We start from the raw sequence: 19,494 nt of genomic DNA on the forward strand, positions 1-19,494 counted from the left end.
AATTTGGCTAGGAGGGATTTTCGAGGTTCCGATCTGCAGAAGCCTTGTAATTACGATACATCGCTTCAAAAATGCGATAGGTTTCCTCGCTAAATTCCTCATCCAGCCACTTTTGTACTTCTGCCTGACTGGCAGCCCGGGCTTTTGGAACCTTAAAACATTGTTTCATGGGCCCGGTTTCTATTTCGACATACCAGTGCTGCTCCTGCGCATAGAGCACCACTTTGAACTTTGGATGGGGCAGAGGTCCCACTATTCTCATGAGGCTTGATGGTTTAAAATGAGGGCCTTAGCGGCCAATTCACCGCTTAGCATAGCGGCATTTAATGAGGGGTTCAAGATATGATCTCCAGCCAGGTAAATTCCATCTAAAACCCTACTTTCTTCAAAGGACCGGCTATAAACCACTTGATCGATACGAGGCAGGGAGCGATTGACCTTATAGGTTCGAATCAATTTCCATTGGCTGGCTTGAGTTCCTAATAAGGGAGCCAGCTCCGACTGAATTTTCGCCTCCAATTGATTTTCGGATAAACCGGGATCCTGTTTTAAGCTTACTGAATACAAATGTTTGCCTTTAGGAGCATAGGCGGGCTGCACCTTCGATAAGCAAGCCACATTGCTGATTAGGCCTTCAGGATCTGAATTCAGCCCAATCAGGCTTTTCGCCAATTTGCCAGCCGTACCTTCAAAATAGGCTTGCAGGGTGGGATTCCATTCAGTGCTATCTGCCAATTGGGGCAATAGAGCACCCGGTTCACAAGCAATAATGATTTGCTTTGCTTCCAAACTGCTGCCGTCTTTTAGATGTACTTGCCCCTTTTCGACTTTCAATACTTCGGTATTTAAACGAAACTCGGTAGAACGCAGTCCTGCTTTGATTTGCTGGGCAACTGAGGCGATACCTTTTTTAGGAAGACAGGCTTCGCCTTCCGCAAACATCTTAAATACAAAGAGGCATTGACGATTGGAGGTTTCCAGGTCATTTTCCAGAAAAATCCCGCTAAAGAAGGGGCGGAAAAAGCGCTCAATAATCTTGCGTGAAAAACCATAGCCACGTAAATAGTCATAGGTGCTTTCTTCTTTAATCTCAAAAATATCCTCGACGGATTGCTCCAATACCCATTTACGGAGCTTAGCCATTTTTAATTTATCCCAAATACTGCCTACCGGACTAAAAAACATGGAAATGGCTGCGGCCGGATTTCGTTTCACATCACTAACAGTAAAGGATTTGGCTCCATTAAAGATAAAGGCACCGGGGTCAAAAGCCTTGCATTCCAAAGCCTTTAAATCCAAATGCTTCTTTACCATGGGATAAGCACTCAGGATAACCTGAAAACCCTGATCCAGCGTAAAGCCTTCAAAGAAATCGGTTTTTAATCGACCACCCACCTGTGGAGACTGATCGATGATCAGCGTTTTTAAATTATACGATTCCAGTTCTTTCGCAGCGATCAGGCCCGAAACTCCGGCGCCTACTACAATCGCATCGTAATTTGCCATTATCCTTTTAGGTTTAAATTGAATTGCTGACGAAGGCTTTCAAATTTGGGCCAGTCATTTTGCTTAAAAGCTTTCCATTCTTCCAGGAAAGCCTGTTCCGATTTTCGGTATTTATCCTCTAAAATTTGGGCTTGGGATGGGACTTCCGCCCAATTGCCCCAGAAGTACATTAAGATCGCATTGTACTGACTTTGCAGGGTTTCCGGCTGATCGTAATAGCCATCTACCACCTTGCCAAATATCTTTTCTTCCAGCTCTTTTAAGCCTTTCTCCAAGCTTTTCAAGGAGTCTTGGTAGGCTTTCGCCTGATCTGCCTTCAAGCTCAATTGTGCTAATTCCTTACTGATCTGGATTTTCATTTTGGCCTCTTTTAACCAATCGCTTGCCAGATGCAATGAATCTAAAGAAGCATCTAATTTCTGTCGATAATGGAAACTAGATTCCAGATCTTCCAGAGAGATTTGGTCGCTCAAACGCGGATCCAGTCGATACACAAAGCTTTGATCGGCCTTCTGGCCAGCATAGCTCAGTTCTAGGCGATAATAGCCACAGGGCAGGGGAGTTGGGGCTTGTTCTGTGGTATCATTCAAACTTCGATTTTTATCAGGGAAACCTAAACCTTTGCCCTGCATAGCTAGGCGGTATTTATGCAAACCTTCTTTGGGATCGAGGTACCAGGTTCTTTGAAGCTTATTTTGAGCATCGAATAAATTCAATTGGAGCTTTTTGCTTTTTACCGAATCTTCCTTCTCAAAACCATTGTAAACAAAGACTTCCAATCCTGAATTACGATTCTCCCCCTTGAAAATTCCATCCGCTGGAAAGCGAGAGCCATCCGCTCTTTTGGTGGCATGCTTCCAAGGGTCATTTACCGTGTATAGTTGCAGCTTAGGATTTTCATTACGGCGATGTAATGCAATACTCTCCCTTAATTGCTCTAAAGGATCCAGAATATAAGCGGCTCTTCCAAAGGTGCCTACAATGAGGTCATGCTCACGGGGATGAATCTTAAGGTCATTAACGGGCACAGTAGGGAAGTCCTTAGTCCATTTTTGCCAGTGTAGACCCATATCCCAAGTAAAGAAAAGACCTCTTTGGGTGCCGGCAAATAATAAATTGGGATCAACCGGATCTTGAACCACCGATAGCACATAGGCGGGGAGGTCCATACCAATATTGCGGAAGCTCTTGCCGTAATTATCGGTATAATAGAGATAGGGCTTTTCATTTCCTCGGCGGTAATCGTTGGCTACTACAAAGGCCGCTCCTTTTTGATGGGCAGAATGCACAATCTGGGGAATCCAAGCTCCTTCAGGCAGAGCCTTCATTTTAGCACTTAATTCCTGCCAATTTTTACCCGAATCACGACTTAAATGTAAAAGGCCATCATCACTGCTCACCCAAAGCTCTCCGGGCGATAAGCCGGGCTCAATACAGAGTAAAGTGGTATAATTTTCAGCTCCGGTTACATCATAAGTTAAACCGCCACTTTCATCAAAATGCTGCTTGCTGGTATCATTAGTAGTGAGATCAGGAGAAATCACTTCCCAACTTTGACCTTGATCTTTAGACTTAAACACAAATTGAGCTCCGAAGTAAATGCAAGTGCTATCAAAGGGATCTTGAGCAATGGGGGCATTCCAATTGTAACGCAGTTTTATATGCTCTGGATGCACCGGGCGAATCATTTGGGTATACCCAGTATTTACATCTACCCGACCTACAAAGCCCTCTTGACTCATCGCATACACATAGCGATTGTTATTAGGATCGGGTAAAACATCAAAGCCATCGCCAAAGAAGAGCTCTTCCCAATAATCATTGCGAATGCCATCGGCACGCCATACATAGGCCGGACCTTTCCAGGAACCATTGTCCTGCATACCGCCATAAACATTATAGGGCATTTCCATATCGTAGCTGATATGATAGAATTGGGCTAGGGGTAGATTATTCACAAATCGCCAGCTACGACCACGATCCCGGCTGATGTTCAAGCCACCATCATTACCATTAATAATATAGTTGGGATCCTGTGGGTGAATGTAAAAAGCATGATGATCCGGGTGGATATAGTCGTAAGGAGCAATCACCTCCCAATTTTTGCCTCCGTCTTCGGAACGACTCAGCACTGACCAAATGCTATATACCCGATTTTCATTTTCAGGATCCACATAGATTTCAGCATAGTAGAAGGGGCGATTGCCAATATTAGGGTCCACCGAAATCTTCTGCCATTTCGAACCGCCATCATCACTGCGGTAGAGGGCGTTCTTTTCTTTGTTTTCAATCAAGGCATAAATGCGATTGGGCTGGGAGGGGGCAATCGCAATACCCATGCGGCCTAATTCTCCTTTGGGTAAACCATCTTTCTCGCTTTTTTGGCTCCAGCTGGCACCACCATCATAGGTGATATATAAACCACTACCGGGACCACCCGATTTAAAGAACCAGGGATTACGGCGGTGCTCCCATATATTTACAATCAGCTTATCCGGATTTTGAGGATCCATAACCATTTCAGCCGCACCAGTTCGTTCATTATTGTAGAGAATGAGTTCCCAGTTCTTACCGCCATCAATACTCTTATATACCCCGCGATCTTTGGAGTCTGCCCAGGGATTACCAATCGCAGCTACATAGATAATATTGGGGTCATAGGGATGCACCAAAATGCGATGGATATGTCGGCTTTCCTCCAATCCCATCAGCTTCCAGCTTTTACCACCATCGGGAGAGCGATAGATACCAGCCCCACCTGTATTGGAATTCCGAGGATTACCTTCTCCGGTACCCAGCCAAATTACATCCGGGTTTTGTGGATCCAGAGCTATAGAGCCTACGCTGCTAACCGCTTCATTATTAAAAATGCATGACCAGGAGGTGCCTCCATTTTCGCTGCGCCACAGTCCACCCGAGGCCGAACCTGCATAGATCCGATTATCATCACGCGGATCAACCTTAATGGCGGTTATCCTACCGCTCATCCCGGCCGGGCCGATAGAACGGAAATTGAGATCACTTAAAAGTTTTTGGGGAATACTGTCTTGAGCAAAGCCCAGAACGGAAAATAAGAGAAGAATGGCAACGAATAAAGGTCGTTTCATAATAGCTTGTTTGGTCTTATCCTCGAAAATAGTCATTAATCGGCAGGATGCAGAGCTACAATAAAACTCTGGCTCCCTACTTTGGTTCAGTACAAGCTTGAAAATGTTTAAACAATAGCTAAATTGGAGCTATGAAATGGCGCTTTCTCAAATACCTAATGGCCTATTCCTTACCGCTGGCGGTTTTCCTGTCTATGCAAAGGGAAGGACTCTTGGCTTATCTACCTTTGTTTTACGCCTTTTTAGTGGTTCCCTTATTGGAATTGTTCTTTGCTCCGAATCCGGGAAACCTCGATAAACAAAGGGAAGAGATGATCAAGGAAGATCCCTGGTACGATCGTTTGCTTTACCTGATGGTGCCCATTCAATTGGCTTTGCTGCTTTATTTTCTTTGGGACCTTAATCATCATACTTACGATAGCCTCACTTTTTGGGGACGAATAACTGCCATGGGCCTAATGTGTGGGGTAATCGGAATTAATGTGGGCCATGAACTAGGTCATCGTCGCAAGAAATATGAGCAAGTATTGGCGAAAATCCTTTTGAGTACCAGCCTCTACGTGCATTTCTTCACCGAGCATAATTATGGACATCACCGCAATGTGGCCACACCGGAAGATCCCGCTACTGCTCGCTACAAGGAGAGTCTCTATGCCTTTTGGCTGCGCAGTATAGTCTTCTCCTATCTGCATGCCTGGAAAATTCAAGGCCAGTTATTGAAGTCCCGGAAAAAGTCATTTTGGTCTCCTTCGAATGAGTTGTTACTGTGGTCATTAATTCAGCTCATTGCCTTGACCGCCATTTTCCTGTTCTTCGGATTGGAAAGTTTATTAGCCTTTTTAGCAGCTGCTTTGTTTGGAGCTTTATTGCTGGAAACCGTTAATTACATTGAGCATTACGGACTGAGTCGCCAAAAAGTAAGTGAACATCGCTATGAAAAGGCAGAGGCGGAGCACAGCTGGAATAGCGACCATATCATCGGTCGTTTGCTTTTATTCGAATTAAGTCGACACAGCGATCACCATGCCCATCCGCATCGCAAATATCAAATCCTACAGCATCACGATCAAAGTCCGCAATTACCTACCGGATATCCGGGAATGATGCTCCTCAGCACCATTCCTCCCTTATGGTTTAAAGTAATGAATGGGCGAATAAAAAGCGCTTAGGCCTTGACTGCACGCATTTCCTCGCGCTGTGCTTGAATTTTATCGCTGGCGATATAATCGTCATAATCCATCATCTTATCCATAATACCGCTTGGGAAAATCTCGATAATACGATTTGCAACGGTTTCGGTAAAAGTATGGTCATGAGAAGTAAAGAGAATAGTCCCTTTGTATTCTTGCAATGAGTTGTTCAAAGCCTGAATAGACTCCAGATCCAAGTGGTTGGTAGGTTCATCAAAGGTGAGGAGGTTGGCTTCTTGCAACATCATGCGCGACATTAAACAACGCATTTTCTCGCCTCCAGATAATACACGGGCCGATTTCAATACCTCTTCGCCGGTAAACAACATCTTACCTAAGAAACCACGTACATAGACCTCGTCTTTGTTTTCAGAGTACTCACGTAACCAATCGATAAGGTTATCATCAGTATCAAAGAAATGTTGATGCTCGGTAGGAAGGTAAGCGGTAGTGATAGTCTGACCGTAAGTATATTCGCCGGTATCTGCCTTGCGATCTCCATTAATGATATCAAAGAGGGCAGTGATGGCTAAGCTATTATCGCTGATCACCGCAATCTTATCACCGCGGTTCACTTTGAACTCAACATTTTGGAAGAGTAAGGTACCATCTTCAGCATGGGAAGAAAGGTTGGAAACTTCCAAAATCTGATCACCAGCTTCACGGCTCTGATTAAAGATAATGGCTGGGTAGCGACGACTGGACTGAGGCATGGCCTCCAGGTTAATCTTGTCCAGTAATTTCTTGCGGCTGGTCGCCTGACGAGATTTAGAGGCATTGGCGCTAAATCGCTGGATAAACTCCTGCAATTCTTTGCGTTTCTCTTCTGCCTTTTTGTTGGCAGAAGCACGCTGACGAGCCGCTAATTGTGAACTCTGATACCAGAAGCTATAGTTACCAGTATAGAGAGAGATTTTCTTAAAGTCGATATCCGCGATATGCGTACAAACTGTATCCAAAAAGTGACGGTCATGCGATACAACGATAACCGTATTACGGAAGTTTAAAAGGAAGTCTTCTAACCAAGTAATGGTTTTCAAGTCCAGGTCGTTGGTTGGCTCATCGAGAATCAATACATCTGGATTCCCAAATAAAGCCTGGGCCAAAAGCACACGTACTTTTTGAGATCCCTCTAAATCTTTAACCAGTGAATAGTGTAAAGATTCGGAAATTCCCAAACCACTCAGTAGGGCAGCGGCATCACTCTCGGCGTTCCAGCCGTCCATTTCCGCGAATTTCTCTTCCAATTCAGAGGCCTTGATACCATCCGCTTCCGAAAAATCAGGCTTGGCATAAAGAGCATCCTTTTCCTTCATCAAATCATAAAGCTCGCGATAACCCATTAATACGGTATCTAAAACCTGATGATCGTTAAAAGCAGCGTGATCCTGCTTCAAAACGGCCATCCGTTTTCCGGGCTCCAAGTTCACCATGCCACTATTAGGGCTGATTTCACCACTCAGAATCTTGAGGAAGGTAGATTTTCCTGCGCCATTAGCGCCAATCATACCATAGCAGTTATCGCCTAAAAACTTGAGGTTAACTTCATCAAATAAAACGCGTTTCCCGAATTGGAGCGACACATTGGATACCGTAAGCATAGCTTAATTTTTTGAGGCCGCAAATTTAGTGTTTTAAGAGGGGAGGGCTAGGCCAGATCAGAATTATTTAAATCTTTAGGACCGCAGGCCCTTATTTGCGTAATTCGCGCCTCAGATTTTTCGTGCAAAACCGTGAATTCAAAAGAGATTAAATGTCCACAGTGTCATTGGAAACCCGAGCCAGGGCCGCATTGGCATTGCCTGGAATGTGGCAGCGACCTCGATCATTTCGCCAATGTAGGGCGCTGCGATCATTGTGGTTACAGTCATGATAAAACCTATTGCCCAGAGGAACTAGGCGGCTGCGGTCAGAGTTCACCGCATTTAGATTGGTACGGCAGCTTTGATCAGGATTTAGCGGAAATCGACATTTTCAATTCCTAGTCCTCTTCTTTTAAGCGAAAACGAATGCCTTTATCACTGGCATAAAAGTCGACTACCTCCCATTTAAGGAAAAGAGCCAGTATTTTTTCTGCTCTATACATGGGGATCTTAGCGATGCGACTGAATTTGCTCACTGAGATCTCTGGATTTTCACTGAGATAATCAAAGAGCATTCTTTCTGCCGGACCATAGGCCACCAGGTTTTTCCTTTGAGTATCCGGATTGCGATCACTCATAAAGCGCAGTAAAACCTTATTCGCCACGAAATTTTCGTCATCCTGACGGATATAGGCTAAAGCCGGACCTTGCTTTTCCTTCACCTTATGTGGCCTTTCGGCGGATGGAGCTACCTCAATTCGCAGTACAATTTTCCCATCTATATCATACAATTTGTATTGAAAGGGAACCGGTGGATCGCAATAAACATCTGCGGCTCCTTCAATCATAAAGTACTCTTCCTCGGGATCAATGCCGGCAATTCGGCCATTGTCTTTTACACCGATAAGTAGCCTGCCGCCATCGGTATTAGCGAAAGCAGACAAAGTTCTAGCAATCTTTAAATTGCTGTCTATCCGAAACTTAAAGTCTTGTTCTTGATGTTCTCCTTCACGAATCAAAGCATAAAGTTCCTCCGGATCACCTTCGGCCCGCTCCAGATTACGATGATCTGCTCCGGACTGAAAATCCATCAAGCCTTAGCTTTAGATTGCCCCTGCACCCAAATTTGCGCCTTACCCTTCAGTAAAACCTGGTTCATGTGCATTTCGCAGTGAAAGCGGCCTCCGCGTGGACTTAATTGCAAGGCTTCCATTTCATTCTTTAAAAGACGTTCGCTCCAGAAGGGGCTGAGGATAGCATGTGAAGAACCAGTGGCATGGTCTTCCAATTGTTGTACCTTAGGAACCAGAGTGCGGGACACGAAATCAACCGAATCGCCCGGTGCAGTTACGGTGTAGCCGAAGGGCTCCAATTGAGCCAGGGCCTTAAAATCGGGTTTCATATCTCGTACTGCTTGCTCTGATTTAAGGAGCACCAAATCTTTATTGGAAGTGCTGAAATAATCGTGTACTTCTTGACCTAAGGCCGCTTCCAGTCCGTCAGGCATTTTCCCGTGATCGATCACTTCAATTGGTTCTATCCACAGGAAATAATCCGAATCATCGAAACCTATTTTCACAAAGCCATCAGCATAATGCAGCACCGCTTTAGATTCGCCTTTAATTTGATGCAGATAGGCCGCAGCGGCTAAGGAACCATGCCCACAGAGACCAATTTCAGAGTCGGGTGCAAACCACCAAACCTTATAATGACCGGGCTTAGTGGCTTGTAAATAGGTGGTCGCGGGCTGTTGCATTTCTTGAGCCATAGCCGCCATTTCTTCATGACTCCAGCTTTCGCTGATTTCGATTACAGCGGCGGTATTTCCCCTATAGCCATTATCGCGATCGTGAAAAACGGTGCAGATGCAAAAATTATCCATGGTATTTTAAAAGGGCCTAAAGTCTTGCTATTTAGGGTTTAACCCTGCATGTTCAGGCAAGTCAGAGTTCAGTGAATAGGCCTAAGCCTTTAATTTAAGAATCGGTTTTAGGTTTGGAATTGGAGTCCGAATTGGGTTTCGGTCGGCGTTTATTAAAGCGTCGTTTGGGTTTAGAAGCATTGTCCGGACGGGATCCATCCTCAGCTTTGGGGCCGTTTCCAGCTTTTTTATGCTGGGGCTTACGCGATTTATTGCCACCTTTTTGTGGAGGTCGATTCCCTTGGCTACGACCACGAGAATTACGAGAACGGCGCTCGGGTTCCTTCCATTCCGGGGCCTTGCCTAAGTCTTCTGGCGGACTAAGCTTTTCATAGTCCCGTTCTACGAAAGTTTCAATGCGCTTGAATTTATAAATCTCCTCTCCACTAATAAAGGTAATCGCCATGCCCTTTGCAGCAGCGCGGGCCGTTCGCCCTACACGGTGCACATAATCTTCGGCATCATTGGGTACATCGTAATTAATAACCAGGTCGATATCCTTGATATCAATACCACGGCTCAATACATCGGTGGCTACTAAAATGCGGGTTTTACGTGCCTTGAATTGCAGGAGAATCTTTTCCCTTTCGCTTTGCTCATAATCACTGGAAATGCCTTCTACATTAAGCCCTTTACGCTGTAAAGAAGCAACCAGCTTTTGAATTTTCTTCTTAGTAGAGCAGAAGATGATTATGCTTTTAAAGTCGGGATACTGCGCAATAATATGGCGCGCCAAGCCTTGCTTTTGCTCTTCATGGGCCATATAGACCATTTGGGTAACCCCTTCGGCTGGTTTGGAAACGGCTAAATTCACTTCCGCCGGATCCTGCAGAATTTCCTTAGCCAATTTGCGAATCTTAGGGGCCATGGTGGCGGAGAACATCAGAGATTGGCGTTGGGGCGGGCATTCCTGAATAATCCGCTTAATATCATCATAAAAGCCGATGTCTAGCATTCTATCGGCCTCATCTAAAATGAGGTATTGCAATTGATCCAGCTTCACATATTCATTGCGGATATGGGCTAAAAGCCGACCGGGAGTAGCAATAATAATATCGGTTCCTTCGCTTAGGGCGCGACGTTCAGCTTCCCATTCTGGGCCCGTACCGCCGCCATAAACAGCATAGGAGGTAAGGTCGGAAAAGTAGGCCAGACCTTGGATTTGTTGTTCAATTTGAATCGCTAATTCGCGAGTGGGGCAAAGAATCAAGCTGTCTATTACTCCTTTTTTACGCTGATCTACCAGCTTATGCAGGACAGGCAAAACAAAGGCCGCGGTTTTTCCGGTACCGGTTTGTGCGCATCCGATTATATCCTTACCCTCCAAAATTAATGGAATGGCTTGCTCCTGAATAGGGGTCGCTTCCTCAAAGTTCATATAGGATAGCGATTCCAGAAGGTCAGGATTTAAATTAAAATCTGAAAATTTCATAGTATATCAACTGCCTCGATTTCGGCATCGAGGGCTAAGGTCTTAAATAATCAGCGTATTGCGATTGTGGGAATGGAAATTCATGAAAGGTAGATTGTTAACAAAGTAGAAGCTCTTCTGTTTTGGAAAATATTTCCGGCTTAAGCTTTCAGCACTTAACTTAGCGGCAAAGCCAAATTCAATTTTAGATGCGTAAATACCTTCTTTGGGCCCTAGTGCCTTTATTTATGGCCTGTCAGAATACCGTTCAGGATAAGGGCCAGAAACTATCTTTTGCCATGTCGGGTGATATGCTTTTTGCTGGATCCAACACTTTACAAGGTGCAGGAGAAATCAATCTGCAAAACCTGGCCGAGAATATTGATGTTAAGGTCGATGCAATTAAATCGGTGAAAGTATCAGCTGCCAAGGTGGGCCTCAGTCCGGATCATCAGAAATTCACTGAGAGCGTTCTTTTACAGGTGCTCAGCAATAATGTGGAAATGGCTTCCATTGGTACCTTAAATCCTGTACCAGAATCCGGAACATTAGAGCTTAGCTTAGCGGAAGATGTGGATTTAAAGCCTTATTTGGAAGATGATGGTATGACCTGGGTTTTGGATATCAATATCAGCGAAGACTATATGGATGTGATGCCAGCAAAAGGTGAAGTTCAATTAATTATCGATTATATAGACTCTAAATAATAAAGCCATGAGAAACTTGATGTACAGCCTCTTAGTGAGCATTTTTAGCATTGGATTAGCCAGTGCGCAGGAAGATGGTGATCGCCTGATTGGAGTTTGGCAACCCAGTGCTGGCAATGCCTATGTGAAGATTGAGAAGATTGGCAATAAGTACTACGGTCGTATTGTTTGGTTAAAGGAGCCTAATGATGAAGAGGGTAAGCCTAAAACCGATGTTAATAATCCGGATGAATCACTGCGCAGCACTCCTTTAAAGGGCTATCGTATGCTTAAGGATTTTGTATGGGATGCAGAGGAGAAGATCTGGAAAGATGGAACTATTTACGATCCTAAAAATGGAACCACCTATAGCTGTAAGATCGAATTAACCGAAGAAAATAAAATTGAAGTACGTGGTTTTGTGGGTACTGCCGTGTTTGGACGTACCGATGTTTGGACCCGTCTGGTGAAAAAGAAATAAAGCTTTTATTCTTTGCAACAAAAAAGCCGCTTCGGATTTTTCGAGGCGGCTTTTTGCATTTAAATAAGTTATAAACTAAGGACTTACATAGGAAAGTCCAATGGTGAAGTAGGGGGTATTGGCAGGGCTATTCTCAATGAAATATGGATCATCGCTACCAAAGAGGCGCACAAAGTCGCCGCCACTATCTACATTAAAGCTGTAATTGATACGATAACCAATTTCGGCCGACATCCAGAAGAAACCGTGCACTTGACGGCTGTACGAAAGTCCCGCTCTAATTTCAGAACGACGCCATTCCAATTCTTGAGCATCGTAATAAGAGGGAACTGCAGGCATAATTCCAGGAGCAGTAGCATCTTTCAGGCTAAAGCTGGCGCCATTCACATTAAAACCTAAGCCCATATAACTTAAGCTATTGAAGCGATAGCGTAGCATAGCGCGAGCAGGCAGTAAAGCCTCTACACCCCATTTTTGGTTTTTATAAGTGTGATAATAATACACCACCGGAACATAATTAAGTGCGCCACCCAAATAGGTTCTGGATAAACCAAAAGCGTACATCAGGCGATCACTGGGCTTCCAGCCATATAAAACCGCTAGAGGGAATTTCAGCTGTCCAAAATCAATGCTATTGAAATCGTAATTGCCATTTAATTCTGTTTGCAATTGAGCCAGAATGAAATTCTTCTCATTGAAAGGCTTGAAAAGGGTAGCGGTGATATTCGCACGGTGGAAGTAGATTCGTCCAATACCTGAGTAAAGGGATGATTATAAGGATCTTCGATCTGATAATTTAAGAGCTGATAATTGACTCCTAGATTGATCAAGATGTTATTGCGGGAGATAATGGGGAAATTACTTACCAGAGAAAACTGTTGGGCCAAGGCAACTTGAACATCTTCCTCAGGGTGGAGAATGGAATTGGCCGCAGGGCCTACATTTAGGTTATGAGGCAATTGCTGGTTGTAAAAAACACCAATCAGGCTGGTGGGACTTTGGCCCAAAACCTTGTTTGTGCAATAGGCTTTGGCAGGAGGGGCGGCCAGTTCAAAATCTGAAAAGTCGAAATCATCTTCATCGGTAGAAGTGCTATCTTCTTGAGCGAGAACAGGTAGACTTAAAAAACAGGCAAGGAAAAACATTCCGATTTGCTTCATTCCGAATAATTTTAGATCACTAAAATAATCAGGGAAGTGAATCTTCCTACATTTCAACAAAATCCAAACATGAAAAAACTAGCTATTCTCTTCAGTTTAATCCTCACAGCCGGCTATGTTCAGGCTCAAAAAGCAGAAATAAAAATGCTTAACAGCTTAATGGATGATTGGCATAAGGCCGCCGCTCAGGCCAATTCGGAGGGTTTTTACGGAAAAATGGCAGAGGAGGGAATATATATCGGTACCGATGCATCAGAACGCTGGTTGCGCGACGAATTAAAAGCCTGGGCAAAACAAGCCTTTGAGCGCGATGTAGCTTGGGACTTCAAGCCCATTGAGCGCAATTGGCATTTTTTAGGGGATGATATTGCTATTGGCGATGAAAAGCTGGAAACCTGGATGGGGATTTGCCGTGCTACCGTGGTTTTAAAAAAGGTAGATGGTCAATGGCTAATCTATCATTACCACTTGGCGGTAACGGTGCCCAATGAGCAAATAGCAGACTTCAAAAAACTGCTCTATCCTGAGAATTAAGCAAATCTTGCCTAAATTAATAGTCAGCACAGGCATAATTTGCCAGCGCAATTTTTTACTTAAACGTTTATTTTGAGGCTATAACCAATAAATAAACCAAACATGAGAAATTGCTTAGCCTGTGATGGGATGATTGTGGGACGCATCGACAAAAAATTCTGCGATCACAATTGCCGCAATGCATATCACAATGATCGTAATCGATCCAGCCGAAATTATGTTCAGAAGGTTAACCGAAATTTAGCGCGTAACTATCGGATTCTGGAGGATTTAACTGAAAATGAAGTGGCTGAAGTTACACTTCCGGTATTAAAAGCCATGGGTTTTGATCCTCAGTATTTTACCTCCTTTGTGGATGATGATTCGGAAGGTGCTATTTTCTTTATTTATGATCTCAGTTATCAACAAATCGCCAACAATCTTGTTATACGCATTAAAGAATTGGAAACCTACCGGAATTCTGCATGACAATCAAGATTGTAAAAGCTTCTGAATCAATGGTATTCATCATAAGATGCTTTCACTTTAATTGTAGAACCCTGGTCTAGCGGCCGGGGTTTTTGTTGGCAGCATATTGACTGAAATGGCGCAATACATCCGACTTAGCTTTTTTTATTTCGATTCACCCAGGCAAAAATGGTGGGCCTTTAAGCAGATGCGATTGGCGCATAAATCCTTGCGTAGACAAAAAGGACTAAGCTTTTACAAGCTTATGGGCAGTGGCGCTGGTGAAGGTTTTAGTACCAAGCCGGATTGGCGGGTCTATTGTCTTTTGCAAGTTTGGGATGCCAAAGCTTCTGCGACAGAATTTGAATCTAGTCCTTGGTATCAAGAGCTGCTCAGTCGACAAAAGGGTATTTACCATTTTGAATTGAGTCCCTATCAATCTAAAGGCACTTGGAATGGCTTAAATCCCTTTGAATTGCAGCCGGAGCAAGATTTTCAATATATGGCAGTGCTTACCAGAGCCTCTATTAAACTGTCCTATTTAAGGGCCTTTTGGCGTTCGGTTCCTGCGGTTTCCCGGATTATTAAGGATCAAAGATCCCTTCTCTTTCAAAAGGGAATAGGTGAATGGCCCTTAATTGAGCAGGCGACCTTTAGCATTTGGAATCGTGAGGAAGCCATGCGGGATTTTGCCTATCAACAAAAAGAGCATCGGGCAGTGGTACAGAAAACCCGTAAATTGAACTGGTACCGCGAAGAGCAGTTTAGTCGCTTTGGACTGCTCAAGCACTATGGCCACTGGCCTGATCAAACATTTTCTAACTTAAAAAAAGAACAAACTGAATGATTCAAGAGCGAGAATCGATCGAACCTATTGACCACTTTCATGAAAAAGTTGAAAAACTAATTGGGAATGATACCAGTATTGGTATCGTGCTCTTTTTAAGTGCCTTAGCAGCTCTAATTGTAGCAAACTCCAGTTGGGGCGGCGAATGGTACCATCATATTTGGGAGACCAATATTGCCCTTTCTTTTGGAGACAAGAGCTTCGATATGAGCTTGCATCACCTGATTAATGATGGATTAATGGCCATCTTCTTCTTTATGGTGGGCCTCGAGATAAAACGCGAGTTTCTAATTGGTAGCCTAAATTCTTGGAAAAAGGCCTCTTTACCCATAGGAGCAGCCATAGGTGGTATGATGGCGCCCGCCTTGATTTATTTAATTTTCACCAGCGGTGAAGCCCAGAATGGTTGGGGGATCCCGATGGCTACCGACATTGCCTTTACCCTGGGACTTATCAATTTAGTGCGGAATCGAATTGTTAGATCCTTAAAGGTTTTCGTTACCTCTTTGGCGGTGGTAGATGATATTGGCGCCGTATTAGTGATCGCTCTTTTTTATACTTCAGAATTACACTTGGAACAGCTTTATTATGCCGGAGGCGTTTTAGCCTTTTTGCTGATTGCTAATCAATTAGGGGTTCGTTCTGTGCTCTTTTACACCTTCTTTGGAATTATGGGAATTTGGTCGGCTTTCTTCTATGCTGGTATTCACCCTACCATCGCTGGTATCCTCTTGGCTTTTACCATTCCCGCTCGAACCAAAATCACCCGTCGAAGTTTTATCCACTACGGTAGAAAGCTTTTTAATGCCTATGATCGCACTAAGAGTTTAGACGATCGACATAATAGCAGCCGTGAGGATCAACTCTTGGAGGAAATGGAAAATTTGGGCGATGAAGCCCGGGCTCCTTTGCAGAAAATAGAGTCTGGCTTGCACCATTTCGTATACTTTATCATTATGCCCTTATTCGCCTTTGCTAATGCCGGGGTAAGCCTGAGTGGTGATTTTTTCAGCATTATTGGCAGTGGTATCGGATTAGGGATTATCGCCGGACTGATTCTGGGAAAAATGATAGGCATTAGTGTTTTCAGTCGATTATTGGTGGCTCTGAAAATTGCTGAAATGCCCAAAGGAGCAGATTGGCGCCAGGTGATAGGGGTGGCCTTTTTAGCGGGAATTGGATTTACGATGTCTCTCTTTATTTCAGATCTCGCCTTCGAAAATCCGGAGCAAATTGGACAAGCCAAGATGGCCGTGCTTGTGGCTAGTTCTCTGGCAGCCCTTTTTGGACTTACGATTCTGGGAACGGGGAAGAAGCAAATGCCAAGCCCTTAAGTCAGCCTTATTTAATGTCATTTTTTGCAGGTGAATAGGGCTTTATGCCTTATTTTCGCGACCAAATAATGGCAAATTCAAATTCGCAATAATGAGCGTACTTGTAAATAAAGATTCGAAAGTTATCGTACAGGGTTTTACCGGAAGCGAAGGCACCTTCCACGCCGGTCAAATGATTGAAGCCGGAACCAACGTTGTAGGTGGTGTTACTCCGGGAAAAGGTGGTCAAAAACACCTGGATCGCCCTGTGTTTAACACTGTAGCCGATGCAGTAAAAGAAACCGGAGCCAATGTTTCCATCATCTTCGTTCCACCTGCATTTGCAGCGGATGCAATTATGGAAGCAGCTGAAGCCGGAATCGGTGTAATCGTAGCCATTACAGAAGGTATTCCAGTGAAAGATATGATCACTGTTAAGGAATACATTCAAGATAAAGATTGTCGTTTAGTAGGACCTAACTGTCCTGGTGTTATGACTCCCGGTGGAGCGAAAGTAGGTATCATGCCTGCCTTTATCTTCAATCCTGGTCGTATCGGTATCGTATCTAAATCCGGTACCTTAACCTACGAAGCAGTAGATCAAATTACCAAAGCGGGTATGGGTCAAAGTACTGCCATTGGTATTGGTGGAGACCCCATTATCGGTACTTCTATGAAGGATGCCATCGAATTATTGATGAACGATCCTGAAACTGACGGTATTGTAATGATCGGTGAGATTGGTGGTCAGATGGAAGCTGAAGCCGCTCGTTGGATCAAAGAAAACGGAACTAAGCCAGTAGTTGGTTTTATTGCCGGTGAAACTGCTCCTAAAGGTCGTACCATGGGTCACGCCGGTGCAATTGTAGGTGGTAGCGAAGATACTGCCCAAGCTAAAAAAGCCATTATGCGCGAATGTGGAATCCACGTGGTTGATTCTCCTGCAAATATTGGTAGCAAAATGACTGAAGTATTGGCCTAAGTCCAATTCACAATATTTAAAATCCCAATGGTATCTTACCCTTGGGATTTTTTTATGCCCAAAATTTAAATTCCGCTATGGCAGATCTGGCAGCACTTAAACGTAGCTTTCTTCAAGCTTTGGATTCAGAATTACAATCTGAATATGAAGCGCGCTTCTTCAAGCTATTGGCTGATAAATACCAATACAGTCGCTTGGATTATCTCAGTCAGAAGGAATGGCCAGAAAGCAATTTGAATACTTTGAAGCAGGATTTAGCGCAATTGGAAGCAGGCTATCCGGTTCAATACCTAATCGGCTGGACCGACTTTGCCGGAATGCAAATTGGAGTGAGTCCGGCTGTCTTGATTCCTCGTCCGGAAACGGAAGAATTAGTAAAGCTTGCTTTTCAGTATAAACCGGATGCCCAAAGAGCTATTGATTTGGGAACGGGTAGTGGTTGTATCGCCCTCGCTTTGGCGCAGAAAATTGAACAGGTCTATGCTCTGGATAAAAGTGAGGATGCTTTGATGCAGGCCCACGCCAATGCAAGATCTTTAAATCTCTCAGTAGAATTTATAGAAGGAGACATGTTGGGCGACTCATCAAATTGGCCTCAAAATCTTGATCTGATTATCAGCAATCCGCCCTATGTGCGAGAATTGGAAAAAGCGGAGATGGAAGCGGGGGTTTATGAGAAGGAGCCCGAAATGGCTCTCTTTGTCCCTGATGATGATGCCTTACGCTTTTATAAGGCTATCGTGAACTATGCTCTAAAGGCCTTAAGTCAGAAGGGATTGCTAGCCTTGGAGATCAATCAATATCTGGGGCCGGAAATGCGTGCCTTGCTTGAAGCAAATTTTGAGAAGGTAGAGATCCTACAGGATCAATTTGGAAATGATCGTTTTGCTCTGGCGCAATAGGGCATAAAAAAAAGACCCATCCAAAAGGACGGGTCTTTTCAGTTGAAAATATTGTTTCTTAAAGCTTAGCGTTAAGCTCAGAACCAGCTTTAAATTTAGCAACAGTTTTAGCTGGAATTTGAATCGTTTGACCAGTCTGAGGGTTACGACCTTCGCGAGCTGAACGCTCAGAAGTAGAGAAGGTACCGAATCCAACTAAGGATACGCGACCACCGCCAGCCAAAGTTTCAGTCACTTTATCAGTGAAAGCGTCAAGGGCTTTTTTTGCAGCAGCTTTAGAGATACCTGCCTCAGCAGCCATAGCGTCAATAAGATCAGCTTTGTTCATTTCTTTAAATTTTGGTTAGACATTGTGATTCGAACACCAACAAAAATAACCGAAACCCGCTATCTACCAACAAATCAGGCTAAAAAAGCCAAGTATTGTTAAAAATTCAGAATCACTGTTAATAACATTGAAGCCTTACGCGTTAGTAATCAGCTACTTAATAAAAACGGCTCTCAGTATCAATCTCCTGTCCATTTAGGAAATCCAAGGCTTTCAGGCGTTTTTTGCCCTGTACTTGCAGGCTTAGGAGCTCCAAATCTTCACTATCGGTGGCCATAAAGAGCCTTTTTCCTTCACGAATCAGGCTTCCCGCTTGGGCATTCGATTTCCGATCGGTAAGGGCAGTTTCTAATATTTTGCAGGTTCCCTCAAAGCCAGGCACGGATAAATTGGCCCAGGCTGCAGGAAATGGCGACATACCACGTACCAGATTATGGATTTCTTGGGCTGGTCTATTGACCTCGACTTTTAAGTCTTCTTTGAAAATTTTAGGGGCATCCTTTAAAGGGCCTTCTAATGCTTGACTTTCGGCTTTCGCCTGATCTGTCTCAATTAAGTCCAGAGTCTCCAATACCAGTCCCTGACCTTCAATCATCATTCGATCGTGTAAGGATCCTGCATTTTCATTAGGACCTATGGGCATCTTTTTTTGAAGTATCACCGCACCGGTATCGATCTTTTCATCAATAAAGAAGGTGCTCAGGCCACTCTCGGTTTCGCCATTCACAATGGCCCAATTAATTGGCGCTGCTCCTCGGTATTGTGGCAGGAGAGAGGCGTGTAAGTTAAAGGTGCCTTTGGCGGGCATTTTCCAAACTTGCTCCGGTAACATTCTAAAGGCTACCACCACAAATACATCAGCCTGATAGCTTTCCAGTTCTTTTAGGAAGTCGGGATTTTTCAGCTTTTCAGGCTGTAATACCGGAACCCCTAATTGAAGGGCCGTTTCTTTTACAGCGGAGGCTTTTAAACTACGGCCGCGGCCTGCAGGCTTGTCTACCGCCGTAACCACCGCTACCAGTTCATGTTTGGATTGATGAATAGCTTCTAAAATAGACGCCGCAAAAGGCGGAGTCCCCATGAAAATTACACGCAT

Annotated in this window: 21 protein-coding genes; 10 read left to right on the forward strand and 11 right to left on the reverse strand. The window is 44.1% G+C overall.

What is annotated here, in order from left to right:
- Positions 1 to 7 precede the first annotated feature (7 nt).
- Genes H4K34_RS17315 through H4K34_RS17325 form a run of 3 tightly spaced genes read right to left on the reverse strand, consistent with a single transcriptional unit; the run spans position 8 to position 4,613 of the window.
- Positions 8 to 262, reverse strand: coding sequence for a hypothetical protein (locus H4K34_RS17315; RefSeq protein ID WP_210758641.1), 255 nt, complete (start codon positions 260 to 262; stop codon positions 8 to 10).
- Positions 259 to 1,506, reverse strand: coding sequence for an NAD(P)/FAD-dependent oxidoreductase (locus H4K34_RS17320; RefSeq protein ID WP_210758642.1), 1,248 nt, complete (start codon positions 1,504 to 1,506; stop codon positions 259 to 261). Before H4K34_RS17320 ends, H4K34_RS17315 begins: the two co-directional genes overlap by 4 nt.
- Entirely contained in the window at positions 1,506 to 4,613 is a 3,108-nt protein-coding gene (locus H4K34_RS17325) for a WD40/YVTN/BNR-like repeat-containing protein (RefSeq protein WP_210758643.1), read from the reverse strand. The genes H4K34_RS17320 and H4K34_RS17325 overlap by 1 nt, the downstream gene beginning before the upstream one ends.
- A gap of 131 nt (positions 4,614 to 4,744) precedes the next feature.
- Between H4K34_RS17325 and H4K34_RS17330 the strand changes: the two genes are divergently transcribed.
- Positions 4,745 to 5,782, forward strand: a complete 1,038-nt coding sequence (locus H4K34_RS17330; RefSeq protein ID WP_210758644.1) for an alkane 1-monooxygenase — start codon at positions 4,745 to 4,747, stop codon at positions 5,780 to 5,782.
- Here the strand turns inward: H4K34_RS17330 and H4K34_RS17335 are convergent.
- The gene (locus H4K34_RS17335; RefSeq protein WP_210758645.1) at positions 5,779 to 7,404 is read right to left on the reverse strand and encodes an ABC-F family ATP-binding cassette domain-containing protein; all 1,626 of its coding nucleotides are present in this window, start codon (positions 7,402 to 7,404) and stop codon (positions 5,779 to 5,781) included. The genes H4K34_RS17330 and H4K34_RS17335 overlap by 4 nt on opposite strands.
- A 132-nt stretch (positions 7,405 to 7,536) precedes the next feature.
- Between H4K34_RS17335 and H4K34_RS17340 the strand changes: the two genes are divergently transcribed.
- Positions 7,537 to 7,788, forward strand: a complete 252-nt coding sequence (locus tag H4K34_RS17340) for a hypothetical protein (protein WP_210758646.1) — start codon at positions 7,537 to 7,539, stop codon at positions 7,786 to 7,788.
- On the opposite strand, the gene H4K34_RS17345 is transcribed toward H4K34_RS17340, so the two are convergent.
- The 3 genes from H4K34_RS17345 to H4K34_RS17355 form a co-directional block, all read right to left on the reverse strand.
- A complete protein-coding gene (locus tag H4K34_RS17345; RefSeq protein ID WP_210758647.1) occupies positions 7,785 to 8,477 on the reverse strand; it encodes an AlbA family DNA-binding domain-containing protein in 693 nt (230 codons plus the stop codon). The genes H4K34_RS17340 and H4K34_RS17345 overlap by 4 nt on opposite strands.
- On the reverse strand, positions 8,477 to 9,268 hold the full coding sequence (locus tag H4K34_RS17350; RefSeq protein ID WP_210758648.1) for a PhzF family phenazine biosynthesis protein: 792 nt from the start codon (positions 9,266 to 9,268) through the stop codon (positions 8,477 to 8,479). The genes H4K34_RS17345 and H4K34_RS17350 overlap by 1 nt, the downstream gene beginning before the upstream one ends.
- 94 nt (positions 9,269 to 9,362) lie before the next feature.
- Complete coding sequence (locus H4K34_RS17355; protein WP_210758649.1) at positions 9,363 to 10,739, reverse strand: DEAD/DEAH box helicase; 1,377 nt, start codon at positions 10,737 to 10,739, stop codon at positions 9,363 to 9,365.
- Positions 10,740 to 10,927: 188 nt separating this feature from the next.
- On the opposite strand from H4K34_RS17355, the gene H4K34_RS17360 reads away from it, so the two are divergent.
- Together H4K34_RS17360 and H4K34_RS17365 are read left to right on the forward strand one after the other, a co-directional pair.
- On the forward strand, positions 10,928 to 11,425 hold the full coding sequence (locus H4K34_RS17360) for a hypothetical protein (RefSeq protein ID WP_210758650.1): 498 nt from the start codon (positions 10,928 to 10,930) through the stop codon (positions 11,423 to 11,425).
- A 7-nt stretch (positions 11,426 to 11,432) separates the two neighbouring features.
- Positions 11,433 to 11,885, forward strand: a complete 453-nt coding sequence (locus tag H4K34_RS17365; protein ID WP_210758651.1) for a DUF2147 domain-containing protein — start codon at positions 11,433 to 11,435, stop codon at positions 11,883 to 11,885.
- Between the two features lie 75 nt (positions 11,886 to 11,960).
- Here H4K34_RS17365 and H4K34_RS17370 read toward each other — a convergent pair whose 3' ends face one another.
- Both H4K34_RS17370 and H4K34_RS17375 read right to left on the reverse strand, forming a co-directional pair.
- Positions 11,961 to 12,554, reverse strand: coding sequence for a hypothetical protein (locus H4K34_RS17370; protein ID WP_210758652.1), 594 nt, complete (start codon positions 12,552 to 12,554; stop codon positions 11,961 to 11,963).
- Complete coding sequence (locus H4K34_RS17375) at positions 12,539 to 13,045, reverse strand: hypothetical protein (RefSeq protein WP_210758653.1); 507 nt, start codon at positions 13,043 to 13,045, stop codon at positions 12,539 to 12,541. The genes H4K34_RS17370 and H4K34_RS17375 overlap by 16 nt, the downstream gene beginning before the upstream one ends.
- Positions 13,046 to 13,114: 69 nt before the next feature.
- On the opposite strand from H4K34_RS17375, the gene H4K34_RS17380 reads away from it, so the two are divergent.
- From H4K34_RS17380 to prmC, 6 genes are all read left to right on the forward strand, one after another.
- Positions 13,115 to 13,579 carry a nuclear transport factor 2 family protein gene (locus H4K34_RS17380; protein ID WP_210758654.1) on the forward strand — a complete coding sequence of 155 codons (465 nt, stop codon included), beginning with the start codon at positions 13,115 to 13,117 and terminating at the stop codon, positions 13,577 to 13,579.
- A gap of 102 nt (positions 13,580 to 13,681) precedes the next feature.
- Positions 13,682 to 14,047 carry a hypothetical protein gene (locus H4K34_RS17385; protein ID WP_210758655.1) on the forward strand — a complete coding sequence of 122 codons (366 nt, stop codon included), beginning with the start codon at positions 13,682 to 13,684 and terminating at the stop codon, positions 14,045 to 14,047.
- 115 nt (positions 14,048 to 14,162) lie between these two features.
- On the forward strand, positions 14,163 to 14,873 hold the full coding sequence (locus H4K34_RS17390; RefSeq protein WP_210758656.1) for a DUF3291 domain-containing protein: 711 nt from the start codon (positions 14,163 to 14,165) through the stop codon (positions 14,871 to 14,873).
- Complete coding sequence (gene nhaA / locus H4K34_RS17395; protein WP_210758657.1) at positions 14,870 to 16,207, forward strand: Na+/H+ antiporter NhaA; 1,338 nt, start codon at positions 14,870 to 14,872, stop codon at positions 16,205 to 16,207. The genes H4K34_RS17390 and nhaA overlap by 4 nt, the downstream gene beginning before the upstream one ends.
- 91 nt (positions 16,208 to 16,298) lie before the next feature.
- A complete protein-coding gene (gene sucD / locus H4K34_RS17400) occupies positions 16,299 to 17,168 on the forward strand; it encodes a succinate--CoA ligase subunit alpha (protein WP_210758658.1) in 870 nt (289 codons plus the stop codon).
- A gap of 77 nt (positions 17,169 to 17,245) precedes the next feature.
- On the forward strand, positions 17,246 to 18,070 hold the full coding sequence (gene prmC / locus H4K34_RS17405) for a peptide chain release factor N(5)-glutamine methyltransferase (protein ID WP_210758659.1): 825 nt from the start codon (positions 17,246 to 17,248) through the stop codon (positions 18,068 to 18,070).
- A gap of 58 nt (positions 18,071 to 18,128) precedes the next feature.
- On the opposite strand, the gene H4K34_RS17410 is transcribed toward prmC, so the two are convergent.
- Together H4K34_RS17410 and fmt are read right to left on the reverse strand one after the other, a co-directional pair.
- Positions 18,129 to 18,398, reverse strand: coding sequence for an HU family DNA-binding protein (locus H4K34_RS17410; RefSeq protein WP_210758660.1), 270 nt, complete (start codon positions 18,396 to 18,398; stop codon positions 18,129 to 18,131).
- Positions 18,399 to 18,555: 157 nt separating this feature from the next.
- Positions 18,556 to 19,494: a methionyl-tRNA formyltransferase gene (gene fmt / locus H4K34_RS17415; protein ID WP_210758661.1), complete on the reverse strand. Its 939-nt coding sequence runs from the start codon at positions 19,492 to 19,494 to the stop codon at positions 18,556 to 18,558.

Source organism: Croceimicrobium hydrocarbonivorans, assembly GCF_014524565.1.
In the GTDB taxonomy this organism is placed as follows: Bacteria; Bacteroidota; Bacteroidia; order Flavobacteriales; family Schleiferiaceae; genus Croceimicrobium; species Croceimicrobium hydrocarbonivorans.

Bases quoted from the DNA above. Each gene is read 5' to 3' on its own strand.
- H4K34_RS17385 (WP_210758655.1), top strand. From the start codon at position 13,682: ATGAGAAATTGCTTAGCCTGTGATGGGATGATTGTGGGACGCATCGAC.
- H4K34_RS17365 (WP_210758651.1), top strand. From the start codon at position 11,433: ATGAGAAACTTGATGTACAGCCTCTTAGTGAGCATTTTTAGCATTGGA.
- H4K34_RS17355 (WP_210758649.1), bottom strand. From the start codon at position 10,739: ATGAAATTTTCAGATTTTAATTTAAATCCTGACCTTCTGGAATCGCTA.
- H4K34_RS17380 (WP_210758654.1), top strand. From the start codon at position 13,115: ATGAAAAAACTAGCTATTCTCTTCAGTTTAATCCTCACAGCCGGCTAT.
- prmC (WP_210758659.1), top strand. From the start codon at position 17,246: ATGGCAGATCTGGCAGCACTTAAACGTAGCTTTCTTCAAGCTTTGGAT.
- H4K34_RS17315 (WP_210758641.1), bottom strand. From the start codon at position 262: ATGAGAATAGTGGGACCTCTGCCCCATCCAAAGTTCAAAGTGGTGCTC.
- sucD (WP_210758658.1), top strand. From the start codon at position 16,299: ATGAGCGTACTTGTAAATAAAGATTCGAAAGTTATCGTACAGGGTTTT.
- nhaA (WP_210758657.1), top strand. From the start codon at position 14,870: ATGATTCAAGAGCGAGAATCGATCGAACCTATTGACCACTTTCATGAA.
- H4K34_RS17350 (WP_210758648.1), bottom strand. From the start codon at position 9,268: ATGGATAATTTTTGCATCTGCACCGTTTTTCACGATCGCGATAATGGC.
- H4K34_RS17335 (WP_210758645.1), bottom strand. From the start codon at position 7,404: ATGCTTACGGTATCCAATGTGTCGCTCCAATTCGGGAAACGCGTTTTA.
- H4K34_RS17390 (WP_210758656.1), top strand. From the start codon at position 14,163: ATGGCGCAATACATCCGACTTAGCTTTTTTTATTTCGATTCACCCAGG.
- H4K34_RS17330 (WP_210758644.1), top strand. From the start codon at position 4,745: ATGAAATGGCGCTTTCTCAAATACCTAATGGCCTATTCCTTACCGCTG.
- H4K34_RS17345 (WP_210758647.1), bottom strand. From the start codon at position 8,477: ATGGATTTTCAGTCCGGAGCAGATCATCGTAATCTGGAGCGGGCCGAA.
- fmt (WP_210758661.1), bottom strand. From the start codon at position 19,494: ATGCGTGTAATTTTCATGGGGACTCCGCCTTTTGCGGCGTCTATTTTA.
- H4K34_RS17320 (WP_210758642.1), bottom strand. From the start codon at position 1,506: ATGGCAAATTACGATGCGATTGTAGTAGGCGCCGGAGTTTCGGGCCTG.
- H4K34_RS17410 (WP_210758660.1), bottom strand. From the start codon at position 18,398: ATGAACAAAGCTGATCTTATTGACGCTATGGCTGCTGAGGCAGGTATC.
- H4K34_RS17360 (WP_210758650.1), top strand. From the start codon at position 10,928: ATGCGTAAATACCTTCTTTGGGCCCTAGTGCCTTTATTTATGGCCTGT.
- H4K34_RS17325 (WP_210758643.1), bottom strand. From the start codon at position 4,613: ATGAAACGACCTTTATTCGTTGCCATTCTTCTCTTATTTTCCGTTCTG.
- H4K34_RS17375 (WP_210758653.1), bottom strand. From the start codon at position 13,045: ATGAAGCAAATCGGAATGTTTTTCCTTGCCTGTTTTTTAAGTCTACCT.